The 13,277-nt window shown below is 70.6% G+C and carries 14 protein-coding genes; 7 read left to right on the top strand and 7 right to left on the bottom strand.

The window, feature by feature from the left end; genetic code table 11:
• The first annotated feature begins 279 nt into the window (after positions 1-279).
• Complete coding sequence (locus tag ACIBJG_RS15295) at positions 280-1,401, top strand: magnesium and cobalt transport protein CorA (protein ID WP_399307981.1); 1,122 nt, start codon at positions 280-282, stop codon at positions 1,399-1,401.
• Positions 1,402-1,435: 34 nt separating this feature from the next.
• Positions 1,436-1,954: a hypothetical protein gene (locus ACIBJG_RS15290; protein ID WP_399307980.1), complete on the top strand. Its 519-nt coding sequence runs from the start codon at positions 1,436-1,438 to the stop codon at positions 1,952-1,954.
• On the opposite strand, the gene ACIBJG_RS15285 is transcribed toward ACIBJG_RS15290, so the two are convergent.
• Positions 1,955-2,734, bottom strand: coding sequence for a hypothetical protein (locus ACIBJG_RS15285; protein WP_399307979.1), 780 nt, complete (start codon positions 2,732-2,734; stop codon positions 1,955-1,957).
• 205 nt (positions 2,735-2,939) lie between these two features.
• Here ACIBJG_RS15285 and ACIBJG_RS15280 point away from each other — a divergent pair, with 205 nt between their 5' ends.
• From ACIBJG_RS15280 to ACIBJG_RS15270, 3 genes are read left to right on the top strand one after another with little or no spacing between them, the layout of a single operon-like run.
• On the top strand, positions 2,940-4,214 hold the full coding sequence (locus tag ACIBJG_RS15280; RefSeq protein WP_399307978.1) for a magnesium transporter MgtE N-terminal domain-containing protein: 1,275 nt from the start codon (positions 2,940-2,942) through the stop codon (positions 4,212-4,214).
• The gene (locus ACIBJG_RS15275) at positions 4,204-4,758 is read left to right on the top strand and encodes a DUF1003 domain-containing protein (RefSeq protein WP_399307977.1); all 555 of its coding nucleotides are present in this window, start codon (positions 4,204-4,206) and stop codon (positions 4,756-4,758) included. Before ACIBJG_RS15280 ends, ACIBJG_RS15275 begins: the two co-directional genes overlap by 11 nt.
• Positions 4,759-4,802: 44 nt before the next feature.
• Positions 4,803-5,936 carry an Mrp/NBP35 family ATP-binding protein gene (locus tag ACIBJG_RS15270; RefSeq protein ID WP_399307976.1) on the top strand — a complete coding sequence of 378 codons (1,134 nt, stop codon included), beginning with the start codon at positions 4,803-4,805 and terminating at the stop codon, positions 5,934-5,936.
• Positions 5,937-6,015: 79 nt separating this feature from the next.
• On the opposite strand, the gene ACIBJG_RS15265 is transcribed toward ACIBJG_RS15270, so the two are convergent.
• The 5 genes from ACIBJG_RS15265 to sigE form a co-directional block, all read right to left on the bottom strand.
• Positions 6,016-6,672, bottom strand: a complete 657-nt coding sequence (locus ACIBJG_RS15265) for a hypothetical protein (protein WP_399307975.1) — start codon at positions 6,670-6,672, stop codon at positions 6,016-6,018.
• Positions 6,673-6,790: 118 nt separating this feature from the next.
• Positions 6,791-7,267 carry a sec-independent translocase gene (locus tag ACIBJG_RS15260; RefSeq protein ID WP_399307974.1) on the bottom strand — a complete coding sequence of 159 codons (477 nt, stop codon included), beginning with the start codon at positions 7,265-7,267 and terminating at the stop codon, positions 6,791-6,793.
• A 102-nt stretch (positions 7,268-7,369) separates the two neighbouring features.
• Entirely contained in the window at positions 7,370-9,070 is a 1,701-nt protein-coding gene (locus tag ACIBJG_RS15255; protein WP_399307973.1) for a S1C family serine protease, read from the bottom strand.
• 122 nt (positions 9,071-9,192) lie between these two features.
• Entirely contained in the window at positions 9,193-10,185 is a 993-nt protein-coding gene (locus ACIBJG_RS15250; protein ID WP_399307972.1) for a zf-HC2 domain-containing protein, read from the bottom strand.
• Positions 10,182-10,943 carry an RNA polymerase sigma factor SigE gene (gene sigE, locus ACIBJG_RS15245; RefSeq protein ID WP_399307971.1) on the bottom strand — a complete coding sequence of 254 codons (762 nt, stop codon included), beginning with the start codon at positions 10,941-10,943 and terminating at the stop codon, positions 10,182-10,184. Before sigE ends, ACIBJG_RS15250 begins: the two co-directional genes overlap by 4 nt.
• A 182-nt stretch (positions 10,944-11,125) precedes the next feature.
• Here sigE and ACIBJG_RS15240 point away from each other — a divergent pair, with 182 nt between their 5' ends.
• The gene (locus ACIBJG_RS15240; RefSeq protein ID WP_399307970.1) at positions 11,126-11,791 is read left to right on the top strand and encodes an O-methyltransferase; all 666 of its coding nucleotides are present in this window, start codon (positions 11,126-11,128) and stop codon (positions 11,789-11,791) included.
• 85 nt (positions 11,792-11,876) lie between these two features.
• Here the strand turns inward: ACIBJG_RS15240 and ACIBJG_RS15235 are convergent, their stop codons facing one another.
• The gene (locus ACIBJG_RS15235; RefSeq protein WP_003966491.1) at positions 11,877-12,044 is read right to left on the bottom strand and encodes a DUF3117 domain-containing protein; all 168 of its coding nucleotides are present in this window, start codon (positions 12,042-12,044) and stop codon (positions 11,877-11,879) included.
• Between the two features lie 313 nt (positions 12,045-12,357).
• On the opposite strand from ACIBJG_RS15235, the gene ACIBJG_RS15230 reads away from it, so the two are divergent.
• Entirely contained in the window at positions 12,358-13,170 is an 813-nt protein-coding gene (locus tag ACIBJG_RS15230; RefSeq protein WP_399307969.1) for an enoyl-CoA hydratase/isomerase family protein, read from the top strand.
• Positions 13,171-13,277: the final 107 nt, after the last annotated feature.

Genomic DNA, 13,277 nt, shown 5'->3' with positions numbered 1-13,277 from the left:
ACGGGGGACCGACCGGAGGAGGTGGGGCTGCGGTGGATCCAAGTCGACCGTGCAGTACTAGCCGCTCTTCCGCTCGACACCTTTCTTCTGTGATCTGACGCCTTCTCGGTCAAGGCCCATGGCATTTCGCACGACGGAAGAGCACTCCTTTTTTGCCTGTCTGTAGCGAACGCCGTCGTCGTGCCTCCGCGGTGCCGCCCGCTTTGCGGACGTGAGCCCACGTCCCCATTCCGGGCTGTTCCACGCCTGCGCAGACGGCCCTCCGTGAAGGAGCCAGCCATGTCGATGATCCGTGACCTGCGCGCCGTGGTGCGCCCGTCCCTGCGCAAGGCCAACACCCTGCACAGCGGTTACGACGCCACACGTGACCCCTCCGCCTCCAGCGCCGTCGTCGACTGCGCGGTCTACCGCGACGGCCGCCGTATCGCCGAGGAGGACGGCACCTGCCGTACGCCGCACGAGGCGATGCTGCGCGTACGGGAGAAGGGCGGCTTCGCCTGGATCGGCCTCCACGAGCCGACCGAGGAGGAATTCGCGGGCATCGCCCGGGAGTTCGGACTGCACCCGCTCGCAGTGGAGGACGCCGTCCACGCCCACCAGCGGCCGAAGCTGGAGCGGTACGACGACACGCTGTTCACCGTCTTCAAGACGATCCACTACATCGAGCACGCCGAGCTGACCGCGACCAGCGAGGTCGTCGAGACCGGCGAGGTGATGTGCTTCACCGGCCGGGACTTCGTCATCACGGTGCGCCACGGCGGCCACGGCTCGCTGCGCGCTCTGCGCCACCGGCTGCAGGACGACCCCGAACTGCTCGCCAAGGGCCCGTCCGCGGTCCTGCACTCCATCGCCGACCATGTCGTCGACGGGTACATCGCGGTGGCGGGCGCGGTGCAGGACGACATCGACGAGGTGGAGATCGAGGTCTTCTCAACCCCGGACAAGGGCAGCCCGCGCGGTTCGGACGCCGGCCGGATCTACCAGCTCAAGCGCGAGGTGCTGGAGTTCAAGCGGGCCGTCTCGCCGCTGCTGCGCCCGATGCAGCTGCTCAGCGAGCGGCCGATGCGGCTGATCGACCCGGACATCCAGAAGTACTTCCGGGACGTCGCCGACCACCTGGTCCGGGTGCAGGAAGAGGTCATCGGCTTCGACGAACTGCTGAACTCGATCCTCCAGGCCAACCTGGCGCAGGCGACCGTCGCGCAGAACGAGGACATGCGCAAGATCACGTCCTGGGCGGCCATCATCGCCGTACCGACGATGATCTGCGGCGTCTACGGCATGAACTTCAAGCACATGCCGGAGCTCCGCTGGACGTACGGCTACCCGATGGTGCTGGGCTTCATCGGCGTGGTCTGTTTCTCCATCCACCGCATGCTCAAGCGCAACGGCTGGCTCTGAGACCACTGGAGCAGGACCCTCTAAGCTCTGCTCCATGACTGCTGCTGACGCGCTGCTCGGACCCGCCCTCGTCGAGGAGGCCACCAAGAAGTCGGGCCTCGTCTGGGTGCGCGGCACCGGGCCCGCGCGGGCGCTGTGGCACGTGTGGCACGACGGTGCGGCGCATCTCGTCGGGGACGGCCCCGGCGAGCAGCCGCTCCCGGCCGGTCTCACCGACGGCACCACCGCCGAGGTGACCGTCCGCAGCAAGGACAAGGGCGGCCGTCTCGTCGCCTGGTCGGCCTCGGTGACGCAGCTCGCGCCGCACTCCGAGGAGTGGGAGGCCGCGGTCGCCGAGCTCAAGGGCAAGCGGCTCAACGCACCGGACGCCGAGCAGATGCCCGAGCGATGGGCGCGCGAGTGCCGGATCATCACGCTGACGCCGCTCGACTCCCGTACGGAACTGCCCGCCACCTCGGGGGCGGCCGCCCCGCTGCCCACCACCGCGACCACGAGGCTGCCGGTGCCGGCCGGGCTGCCGCGGCTGCTGAAGCGGTCGCTGCGCAGGTCGTAGCTACGAGGAGGACGACTTCGGCAGCTGCTGCCCGTAGTCGACCGTCTCGTCCTCGGCGGGGGCCGCCAGCGCGAAGTCCTTGCCCCAGTCGGCGAGCTTGATGACTCCGCCACCGCCGCCGCGGGCGAAGCTCAGCGGGTACGGGGCGCCCTCCAGGGACACGTCGAGGGCGCCGCCCTCGCCCTTGCCGCCCAGGATCCGGATGGTGCGCACGCCGCCGACCTCGTCGCGGTCGCCCTTGCCGACCTCGCCGTGCAGGGTGAGCAGCCCGTCGAGCAGTACCTTCTTGTCCGTGAAGCCGCGCAGCTGCTTGTACGTGGGGTCGCCCTCGGGGACCTTCACGTACTTGTCCGACAGCTTGTCGGCGGCGGCGCCACCCGCGTCGCCCGGTTCCCCGGCGCCCGCCTTCTTGTCGTCGTGGCTCCAGAAGCCGGCGTCGGCCTTGAGGTAGAGCTCGTCGCCGATCCGCAGCAGCTCGAAGGTGCTGTTCTTCGAGGTGACGGAGCCCGCGCCGCCCTTGTCCTTCAGCTTCATGTCGATCTTGTACGTGCCGCCCTTGCTCACCAGCGTGCCGGCCAGCCGGACCGCGTCGGCGGAGTCCGCCGCGGTCTGTGCCTTCTTCTCGATCTCCGGCCCGGTCAGTTTGCCGATGCCGTTGGTCCCTTTGTCCGGATCCTCACCCGCGCACGCGGTCAGGGCCGCGGTCAGCCCGGCACAGAGCACGAGGGCGAGGGTGACGGTCCGGCGGCGGGTCCGGACGGGCGGGACAAAAGAGGTCACAGGCGCACTGCCTCTCATCTGCATGGCGGGGGTGGCAGACGGCAGCGTACCCGTGCTCCCTACGTCTTCCGACAGAGAGCCGTACGGACGGTTCACCGGGGCGTCCCGCAGCGGTACGGGCTAGCCTGATCACGTCATAAGGGTGCAATAACTGTCGGAACAGACCGGATGCGTAAGAGCGTCGGCGGAACGAGGAGGCGCACGCATGGCACCAGGCACGCCCCGCGTCTTCGTCTCGCACCTGTCCGGCGTACCCGTCTTCGATCCCAACGGTGACCAGGTGGGACGGGTCCGCGACCTGGTCGCGATGCTCCGGGTCGGCGGCCGGCCGCCCCGGCTGCTGGGCATCGTCGTCGAGGTGGTGAGCCGGCGCCGGATCTTCCTTCCGATGACCCGGGTGACGGGCATCGAGTCGGGTCAGGTCATCACCACAGGCGTGGTCAACATGCGGCGCTTCGAACAGCGGCCCACCGAACGTCTGGTGCTCGGAGAGTTCCTCGACCGGCGGGTCAGTCTGGTGGAGACCGGCGAGGAAGTCACCATCCTGGACGTGGCCATCCAGCAGCTGCCGGCCCGCCGCGACTGGGAGATCGACAAGTACTTCGTCCGCAAGGGCAGGGGCGGGGCGCTGCGCCGCAAGGGCGAGACCCTGACCGTCGAGTGGTCGGCGGTGAAGGGCTTCTCGCTGGAGGAGCACGGGCAGGGCGCGGAGTCGCTGGTGGCCACCTTCGAGAAGCTGCGTCCCACCGATGTGGCCAACGCCCTGCACCACCTGTCCCCGAAGCGTCGGGCGGAGGTCGCCGCCGCGTTGGACGACGACCGGCTCGCCGACGTCCTGGAGGAGCTCCCCGAGGACGACCAGGTGGAGATCATCGGCAAGCTCAAGGAGGAGCGCGCCGCGGACGTCCTGGAGGCCATGGACCCCGACGACGCGGCGGACCTGCTCTCCGAGCTGCCCGAGGCGGACAAGGAGCGGCTGCTGACGCTGATGCGTCCGGACGACGCGGCCGACGTGCGGCGCCTCATGTCGTACGAGGAGCGGACCGCGGGCGGTCTGATGACCACCGAGCCGATCATCCTGCGCCCGGACGCGACGGTGGCCGACGCGCTCGCCCGGGTCCGCCAGTCGGACCTGTCCCCGGCGCTCGCCGCGCAGGTGTACGTGTGCCGGTCGCCGGACGAGACACCCACGGGCAAGTACCTGGGCACGGTGCACTTCCAGCGGCTGCTGCGGGACCCGCCGTTCACCCTGGTCAGCTCGATCGTCGACAGCGACCTGGTGGCGCTGACCCCCCGGACCCCGCTGTCGGTGGTGACCAGCTATCTGGCGGCGTACAACCTGGTCTCGGTGCCCGTGGTGGACGAGAGCGGCTCGCTGCTGGGCGCGGTGACAGTCGACGACGTCCTGGACCACCTGCTGCCCGACGACTGGCGGGAGACCGACTTCCACGGCCGCGAGGGGGTGCTCCGTGACCGGTGAGGACCGCTCCAGGGCCTCGAACGGCTCGACGGCGCTGACCCGCACCCCCAGGGCCCGGCTCGACCAGCCCAAGGACCCGCGCCGCCGGCTGCTGCCGGAGTACGACCCCGAGGCGTTCGGCCGGTTCTCGGAACGCATCGCACGTTTCCTGGGCACCGGACGGTTCATCGTCTGGATGACGCTGATCATCATCCTGTGGGTGGTCTGGAACATCTTCGCGCCCGAGCCGCTGCGGTTCGACGAGTACCCGTTCATCTTTCTGACTCTGATGCTCTCGCTCCAGGCTTCGTACGCAGCCCCGCTGATCCTCCTCGCACAGAACCGGCAGGACGACCGCGACCGGGTCACCCACGAACAGGACCGTAAGCAGAACGAGCGCTCCATCGCCGACACCGAGTACCTGACCAGGGAGATCGCCGCACTGCGGATGGGCCTCGGGGAGGTCGCCACGCGCGACTGGATCCGCTCCGAACTGGAGGACCTGGTGAAGGACCTGGACGACCGGCGGGCGCTGCAGCCCGCCGAGAGTGACGAAGACCGCTGACGGGGCTACCCGCGCGTAGCGACCGGCGCCGTACCATCGTCCGTATGGCTACGGAAGACGCGGTGCTTGAGGCACTGGCGACAGTGAACGACCCGGAGATCCACCGCCCGATCACCGAGCTCGGCATGGTGAAATCGGTCGAGATCGATCCTGACGGTGTGGTCGCTGTCACGGTGTATCTCACCGTCTCCGGCTGCCCGATGCGCGAGACGATCACCAAGAACGTGACGGACGCGGTGGCCCGCGTCGAGGGAGTGTCACGGGTCGAGGTCACGCTCGACGTGATGAGCGACGAGCAGCGCAAGGAGCTCGCGACCTCGCTGCGCGGCGGCACGGCGGAGCGTGAGGTGCCGTTCGCCAAGCCCGGCTCGCTGACCCGGGTGTACGCGGTCGCCTCCGGCAAGGGCGGTGTCGGCAAGTCCTCGGTGACGGTGAACCTCGCTGCGGCGATGGCGGCCGACGGGCTCAAGGTCGGTGTCGTGGACGCGGACATCTACGGGCACAGCGTGCCCCGGATGCTCGGCGCGGACGGCAAGCCGACGCAGGTCGAGAACATGATCATGCCGCCGTCCGCGCACGGGGTGAAGGTCATCTCCATCGGCATGTTCACCCCGGGCAACGCCCCGGTGGTGTGGCGCGGGCCGATGCTGCACCGCGCGCTCCAGCAGTTCCTCGCCGACGTGTACTGGGGCGACCTGGACGTCCTGCTGCTCGACCTGCCGCCGGGCACGGGTGACATCGCGATCTCCGTGGCCCAGCTGGTGCCGAACGCGGAGATCCTGGTCGTCACAACCCCGCAGCAGGCCGCGGCCGAGGTGGCCGAGCGGGCCGGTTCGATCGCCGTGCAGACCCACCAGAAGATCGTCGGTGTCGTCGAGAACATGTCGGGCATGCCGTGCCCGCACTGCGACGAGATGGTCGACGTGTTCGGCTCGGGCGGTGGCGCGCGGGTGGCCGAGGGGCTGACGAAGACGGTCGGCGCGGAGGTGCCGGTGCTCGGCTCCATCCCGATCGACGTACGGCTGCGCGAGGGTGGCGACGAGGGCGTGCCCATCGTCCTGTCCGACCCCGACTCCCCGGCCGGCAAGGCCCTGCGCTCCATCGCGGACAAGCTGGGCGGCCGTCAGCGCGGCCTGTCCGGCATGTCGCTCGGCATCACCCCGCGCAACAAGTTCTGACCGCGGGCACGACACGCGGAAGGTGCCGGGACCCTTCGGGGTCCCGGCACCTTCCGCGTTGTTCGTGGAGCGCCTCCGGCTACGCGTACGAGGTGATGTCCTCGACGACCGAGAAACCCAGCCCGTACGCGCTCATCCCCCGCCCGTACGCCCCGATGTGCACGCCCTGCGCCGACCCCGCGAGCACCCAGCCGAATTCGGACTCGCGGTAGTGGAAGGGCACCGGCACACCGTCGACCGGCAGCGACAGCGCCGACCACGCGGGGCCGTCCAGGTCGTCGGCGAGCTCGAACGCCGTCTCCGTCTGCTGGTCCAGCCAGTCGTCGCGCAGGGTGTGGTCCATCTGCGGGGGCCAGGTGTAGGCGAGCAGGCCGGAGCCGGCCAGCCAGGCCGCGGAGGAGACCGTCGTCGCGTCCAGGACCCCCGTACCGTCGCCGCTGCGCCGCACCGGGCTGCTGGCCACGGTCACGACCACCGCGAAGCGCTGCTTGTCCGCGCCGGCCTCGCCCCGTACCGAAGGCTCGTCACCGTGACCGGTGGAGCCGTGCTGGACCGTGCCGTCCGCCGCGGTGCCCACCTGCATCAGCCAGCGGCGTCCGGTGAAGGCCTCGTCCAGTCCGTACCAGGGGAACGGCGCCTGCAGATAGCCGTCGACCGTGAGCCGGGCCGCCGGCACCCCTTCTGCCGTGACTGTGTCCGGCGCACCATCCGCGCCCACCCGACTTGTTGTCGTCATCTGTCCGGCCGCCTCCTCGATCGTCAAGGTCCGGAGCGGCCCGCCCCCCGCGGGCGTACTCACAACCGGACAGATGGAGAATAGCCATACCGTCCGGACGAGCCGGGATTGACGGGTGTCAGGTGGCGTCTGCGTCGAACGGCGGGTGGTCGGCCTTCGTGGGCTGCTCACGCTTCTTGAGCAGGTCGGGAGCGCCCGCCGAGCCGTTCGCCGCGGTGATCGCGGAAGCGCCCGACACGCCGCTCTTCGCCTCCACGGCAGAGGTCTCGCGCCCGTTCACCGCGTCGGTGACCTCGGCGACCTCCTTGCGCAGGTCGAAGCTCTCCCGGATCTCCTTCAGCCCCAGATCGTCCTTGCCGTCCATGAGCTGCTTGCGGAGATACGTCTTCGGGTTGAGGTCCTCGAAATCGAAGTCCTTGAACTCCGGGCCGAGCTCCGTCCGGATGTCTTCCTTGGCGCTCTCCGAGAACTCACGGATCTTGCGGATGAAGCGCGAGGCGTCCTGGATGACCTTGGGGAGCTTGTCCGGGCCGAAGACGAGCACGCCGATGATTGCGAGCGTCACCAGCTCGAGTGCGCCTATGTCATTGAACACCTTGCGGCTCCTCGTGTTCTCCGCGACCAGGTCGGATGGTGGGGTCCGGACTCGGCCCACGGTACCCGGCGAAACTGTCCGGGCGGTAGCTTCTCGTGGCCCTCACGTGCCCGTTGCCGAACCGAGCGTCAAAGTCATGGACAGGTCTTTACCACCGCGGGTCAGCGTGAGCTTCAGCCGGTCGCCCGGCCGGTGCGAGCGGATCTTCACTATCAGCTCCTCGCCGCTGTGCACACGCCTGCCGTCCACCTCGGTGATGACGTCACCTGGCTGGATGCCCGCCTTCGCTCCGGGCCCGCCCTCGGTGACGGAGGACTTGCCGTCGGCGCCCTTGGGCCCGACCTTGGCACCGTCCCCCGTGTACTTCATGTCGAGGCTCACACCGATCACCGGGTGGGTGGCCTTCCCGGTGTTGATGAGTTCCTCGGCGACGCGCTTGCCCTGGTTGATCGGGATGGCGAAGCCGAGACCGATGGAACCGGCCTGGCCGCCCTCCGTCGTCGAACCGCTGTCGGCGGCGCGGATGGCGCTGTTGATCCCGATCACGTGCGCGTCGGTGTCGACCAGCGGGCCGCCGGAGTTGCCCGGGTTGATCGGGGCATCGGTCTGGAGCGCGTCGACGTAACTGATGTCACTGCCGTCGCCCTTCTCGCCGCCCGCGGTGATCGGCCGGTCCTTGGCGCTGATGATGCCGGACGTGACGGTGTTGGACAGGTCGAACGGTGCGCCGATGGCCACCACCGGGTCCCCGACCTGCACGTTGTCGGAGTTGCCCAGGGGCAGGGGCTTCAGCCCCGAGACGCCGCTCACCTTGACCACGGCCAGGTCGTAGCCGCTGTCCTTGCCGATGATCTCGGCGCTTGCCGTCTCGCCGCCGCTGAACGTCACGGTGATCTCGCCGGAGGAGCCCGCCGGGGCGACCACGTGGTTGTTGGTCAGGATGTGGCCCTCGCCGTCCAGGACGAAGCCGGTGCCGGTGCCCGACTCGGTGGAGCCGCTGACGTGCAGGGTGACCACGCTGGGCAGGGCGCTCGCCGCTATCCCCGCGACGCTGTCGGGGGCGCGACCGCCGCCGTTCCGCTCGTCCTGGGGGAGTTCGACCTGGGTGAGGCCGCCGTTGCGCTCGATGTAGGCGCCGATGCCGCCACCGATGCCGCCCGCCACCAGGGCGAGGAGCAGCGCGCCGATGACGACCGGGCCGCGCCGGTTCTTCCGGCGGCCGTCGGGGCCGAGCGGCGGCCCGGGGCGGGTGGTGAGGAGCGGCTGCCGGGGCGCACCCCAGGGGTCGTACTGGAGCCACTGGGGCGACGGGGGGTGCGGCTGAGGGTGGGCGTGCGCCTGGGGCTGCGGGGGCGGGGGCATCTGGGGCGGCGGGGCCTGGAAGGCGGGCGCGGGGGCGGGCGGGACCGTCATGCCGGAGCCGTTCGTTCCCGCGTACGGCGGGGGCACGGGGGTGCCGTGTGCCGGGGTCGGTCGCTGCACGGGCGGTGCGGGCGCCCAGGGGCCGGGGCCGCCGTAGGGCGGGGTGCTGTACTGGTCGGGCTCGTGCAGCGGCCGCGGGGACTGCGGCGCGGGGGCTTCAGGCGCGGGGGCCTCGGGGGCCGGGGTCCCGGCTGTCGCCGGCTCGGGTGCGGCGGCCTCGTGCGGGGCGTCCCGAGGTGCTCCGCTCGCGTCCGGCACAACGGCCGGGGGTCTCGCGTCCTCGACGGGCGGCGGCTCCTGAGGCGCTGTGCGCGTACTGCGCCCCGGCGTGGGCCGGCTCCACCACTTCGCCTTCGGCTCGGTGGTCTTCCCGTCGTCCATGCTCTCCCCGCAACTGCCGTGACCGGCCTCTGCACGCCCCGGCAGGGGCGTCCCTCCGGAAATCCTGCCGGAATTCAACCAGGTTTACGGATGCCCTGCGCAGCCCCGTACCGCGACCTTCATCAGCGACGGGGCGAGAGCGGCAGGCCGTGACCGGCGGGGGCCGGTGCTCCGGCGGCCGAGGTGGGCGTCCGGGAGGGCTCGGCGGAGGGCGCCGGGGTGGCCGGGGCGAGCCCGCTGCCGAGGGCCCGGGCGAACAGGGGGTTGCTCGCGTCGGGGCGTATCAGAGACGGCGCGGACGTGCCGGCCTGGGCGGGTAGCGCGAACGGGTTCCCGTGGAGACCGCTGCCGAGCAGGGAGGGTGCCGAGGAGAACGCCAGCGGCGCCGCGTTCACCGCGAGCGAGAACGGGCGGTCGGTGCCGGACGCGGCGAGGGTGCCGTGGCTGCCGCTTCCGCGGCGGCCGGCGGTGCCCCTTTCCGCGCGGGCGTCGGCGTCGATCGGGGCCGCGGCCCTGCCCGGGCCCTCGGCGCGCGTGGGGGTCTCGGTGCCGGCGTCCGTCGGCAGGGAGCCGCCGAGCGCGATGGCGGCCAGCGAGACGGCGCTGGCGGCGGCGAAGGCGAACCGGCGCCCGCGCCACGGTGACCGCTCGCCCTCACGGCCGACCTCGTGGATCCGGAAGACGGAACCGGCCGGGGCGGCGGGCATCACCGCTGTCGAGCCGTGCAGCGTCGGGAGGTATCCGAAGGCGGCCGGCGGGGAGCCGTCCGCGGGCGATTCCGCACGGCTGCCGGAGGGATGCATCACGGGAAAGACCCCGTCGCGGAAGCGCCCCGGGTCACCCATGGGTCTTCCCCGACTGTCGTCGTCACCACCGGGTCCGCCGGGAAGGCCCTGGAGCCGGGCAAGGAACCCCTCGGAGGGCGAGGGCGGGGCCGACTGCGCGAAGACGCTCTTCAGGCGCCGCTGGGCGGCAGCCTCGGCCTTGCACTTGGCGCAGGTCGCAAGGTGGGCGAGCACCCGGTCGCGGGCGTCGTGTTTCAGCTCGCCGTCGACAAGCGCGGCGAGGCGATCCCCCAGGTGCTGCTCGGCGGAGGTCGGACCTGTGCCGCTCACGCCGTTCCGCCCTCCCCCGATACGAGGGCACCCGCCAGCGAGCGCTGCTCGGCACGGGCCTCGGGCGAACGGTGCTGCAGCGCCTTGCGCAGGTGCGAGCGCCCGCGGTGGATACGGCTGCGCACGGTGCCGAGCTTCACGCCGAGTGTCGCGGCGATCTCCTCGTAGGAAAGTCCCTCGATGTCACACAGCACGACCGCCGCACGGAATTCCGGCGCGAGGGTGTCCAGCGCCTGCTGGACGTCCGCGTCGAAGTGGGTGTCGTTGAAGATCTGCTGCGGCGACGGCTCACGGCTCGGGAGCCGCTCGGCGGCGTCGTCCCCGAGGGAGTCGAAGCGGATGCGCTGCTTGCGACGGACCATGTCCAGGAACAGATTGGTCGTGATGCGGTGCAGCCAGCCCTCGAAGGTGCCGGGCGTGTACGTCGACAGCGAACGGAACACCCGGACGAAGACCTCCTGGGTGAGGTCCTCGGCGTCGTGCTGGTTACCCGTCAGTCGGTAGGCAAGGCGGTAGACACGACCGCTGTGCGTGCTGACGATCTCTTCCCATGAGGGCGGCGTCCACGCCTGGGAGTCCGCATCTGAGGCGAAGGTCGCGGTCGGTGCGGAGTCGTTGGAAGAACGGTCAGCAATGTTGGTCACGGATTTCGGCTCACCCGCCGACCTGAGAAAGCGCCACAGCACTCCTCCCCGATCCACAGGCGCAGCCGCACCTCCCCTGTCGGCTCTGGTGGTGTCCAGTGGAGCCCCTACCATAGCCACCTCGCCCGTTAGCTCCGGATAAGCCTTTTTCCTGCTGGGGCCCGGGGTCCGCCCCGGGAACGTCCGCCCACCGGTCCGGGGCCCGGTCTGCGGGCCCGATCCAGGTGCTTTCCCCTGTCCTTCCCTAACGCCCGGTCCCATCTGCGGGTTCCCGGGTGCAGCGGATACAGTCACCGTTGCGCCAACTACGGGGACAGGAGAGGGTCATCACCGCCAACCGGCAGACGAGCTGGGCGTTCGCCGACGCCTTTGTCGCCGAGGACGAAGCAATGCGCTGGGCCCGGGACCGGGCACGGGACGCGGGGCTCCGCTCGGTGTCACCAGGCACCGGCGCTGCGCTGCGCCTGCTTGCTGCCACCACGGACGCGAAAGCGGTGGCCGAGATCGGCACCGGGACGGGCGTGTCCGGCCTCTATCTGCTGCACGGCATGCGCCCCGACGGGGTGCTGACGACGGTCGATCCGGAACCCGAGCGCCAGCAGTTCGCCCGTGAGGCCTTCCGCGCTGCGGGCTTCGCCGCCAATCGGGCCCGCTTCATCCCCGGCCGCGCCCTCGACGTACTCCCCCGTCTGGCGGACGGCGGTTACGACCTCGTGTTCTGCGACGGCGACCGGATGGAGAGCCTGGACTGCCTCGCTGAATCGTTGCGCCTGCTGCGACCTGGTGGTCTGGTCTGCTTCGAGGGCGTCTTCGCGGACGGCCGCACGGTCGACTCCGCCGCCCAGCCCGCGGAGGTGCTGCGCCTGCGCGAGCTGCTGCGCGCGGTCCGCGAGAGCCAGGAGCTGATGGCTACGCTGTTGCCGGTGGGCGACGGCCTCCTCTGCGCGGTACGGCGGGGCTGAGCCTCACCCGCACAGCATCCGGAACGCACCACTGCCCCGACACGGAATCCGTGCCGGGGCAGTGGTGAAGTGTGGGCGTCTCTGCTCAGCCGACGACCTTCTTGAGGGCATCGCCGAGGGCATCGGCCTCGTCCGGAGTCAGCTCCACAACAAGCCGACCGCCGCCTTCGAGCGGAACGCGCATGACGATGCCCCGCCCCTCCTTTGTCACCTCGAGCGGGCCGTCGCCCGTCCGCGGCTTCATGGCCGCCATGCTCGTTCCCCTTCCTGAAACCAGCTCATCGCAACCGGCGGCCCCATGACAGGCGCTGCCTCACCGGCATCGAACACATTGCTTCCAGGCCATTATCCCGCATCACAGACCCCGATGACCAACATCGCTCTGCATCGCTTGCGCAACGCGCTCTCTCAAAACCACCCAATTCGGCGATCTGACTGCGATACTCCGTCCCCTTCCACCCCTCATCGGGGCAGAATTGTTAGACGCAGGTCACATGTTCGCCCTCGCGCAAGTCGGCCATGCTTGCCTGGACAGGCATTTCGACGAGGCGAAAAGGGGACCGCACATGGCCGATCACGACGACTCCGTGCTCTACGAAGTGAGCGACGGGCTCGCGACGATCACGATCAACCGTCCCGACGCGATGAACGCCATGAACACCGCGGCCAAGGTGGCACTGCGCGACGCCGTGCAGTCGGCCGGCGCCGACACCGCCGTGCGGGCGGTTCTGCTGACCGCGGCCGGCGGGCGTGCCTTCTGTGTCGGCCAGGACCTCAAGGAACACCTCTCCAAGTTGTCCGAGGTCCGCGCGTCGGGCGGCGGCAACGCGCTCAGCACGGTGCGGGAGCACTACAACCCCATCGTGCGGGCGCTCACCGAGATGCCGAAGCCGGTCGTCGCCGGCGTCAACGGCGCCGCGGCCGGTGCGGGCTTCGGTTTCGCGCTCGCCTGCGACTACCGGGTCGCCGCCGACACCGCCTCGTTCAACACCTCGTTCGCCGGGGTCGCTCTCACGGCGGACTCGGGTGTCTCCTGGACGCTGCCCCGGCTGATCGGCCACAGCCGCGCCGCCGACCTGCTGCTCTTCCCGCGCTCGATCTCCGCCAAGGACGCCCACGACCTGGGCATCGTGAACAGGCTGGTGCCCGCCGCCGACCTCGCCGCCGAGGCCGCCGCGGTGGCCCGCGCCCTGGCGGACGGCCCGACGGTGGCGTACGCGGCGCTCAAGGAGTCCCTCGCGTACGGCGCCGGTCACACCCTGGGCGAGGCCCTGGAGAAGGAGGACGAACTCCAGACGAGGGCGGGCGCGTCGCAGGACCACACGATCGCGGTGCAGGCGTTCCTCGACAAGGAGAAGCCGAAGTACCTCGGGCGGTAGTGCCCCTCCTACGGCGTGTTTCGAAAGTAGCGCCGTCCGCCCGGAGGGCGGGCCGGGCGGCGTCTGGTGCGTGCGATCGCAAGGCGCCGGGAAGTCCTCGTAGCGGA

The sequence above is a fragment of the Streptomyces sp. NPDC050422 genome (assembly GCF_044458665.1).
Lineage (GTDB): Bacteria > Actinomycetota > Actinomycetes > Streptomycetales > Streptomycetaceae > Streptomyces.
The sequence above is the reverse complement of the archived record's forward strand: the minus strand, read 5'-3'. Positions and strand labels throughout refer to the sequence as shown.

What these genes read in the sequence shown, in the direction of transcription:
- ACIBJG_RS15290 (WP_399307980.1), top strand. Translation starts at nt 1,436, where the DNA reads ATGACTGCTGCTGACGCGCTGCTCGGACCCGCCCTCGTCGAGGAGGCC.
- ACIBJG_RS15255 (WP_399307973.1), bottom strand. Translation starts at nt 9,070, where the DNA reads ATGGACGACGGGAAGACCACCGAGCCGAAGGCGAAGTGGTGGAGCCGG.
- ACIBJG_RS15230 (WP_399307969.1), top strand. Translation starts at nt 12,358, where the DNA reads ATGGCCGATCACGACGACTCCGTGCTCTACGAAGTGAGCGACGGGCTC.
- ACIBJG_RS15235 (WP_003966491.1), bottom strand. Translation starts at nt 12,044, where the DNA reads ATGGCGGCCATGAAGCCGCGGACGGGCGACGGCCCGCTCGAGGTGACA.
- ACIBJG_RS15280 (WP_399307978.1), top strand. Translation starts at nt 2,940, where the DNA reads ATGGCACCAGGCACGCCCCGCGTCTTCGTCTCGCACCTGTCCGGCGTA.
- sigE (WP_399307971.1), bottom strand. Translation starts at nt 10,943, where the DNA reads ATGGTAGGGGCTCCACTGGACACCACCAGAGCCGACAGGGGAGGTGCG.
- ACIBJG_RS15270 (WP_399307976.1), top strand. Translation starts at nt 4,803, where the DNA reads ATGGCTACGGAAGACGCGGTGCTTGAGGCACTGGCGACAGTGAACGAC.
- ACIBJG_RS15265 (WP_399307975.1), bottom strand. Translation starts at nt 6,672, where the DNA reads ATGACGACAACAAGTCGGGTGGGCGCGGATGGTGCGCCGGACACAGTC.
- ACIBJG_RS15295 (WP_399307981.1), top strand. Translation starts at nt 280, where the DNA reads ATGTCGATGATCCGTGACCTGCGCGCCGTGGTGCGCCCGTCCCTGCGC.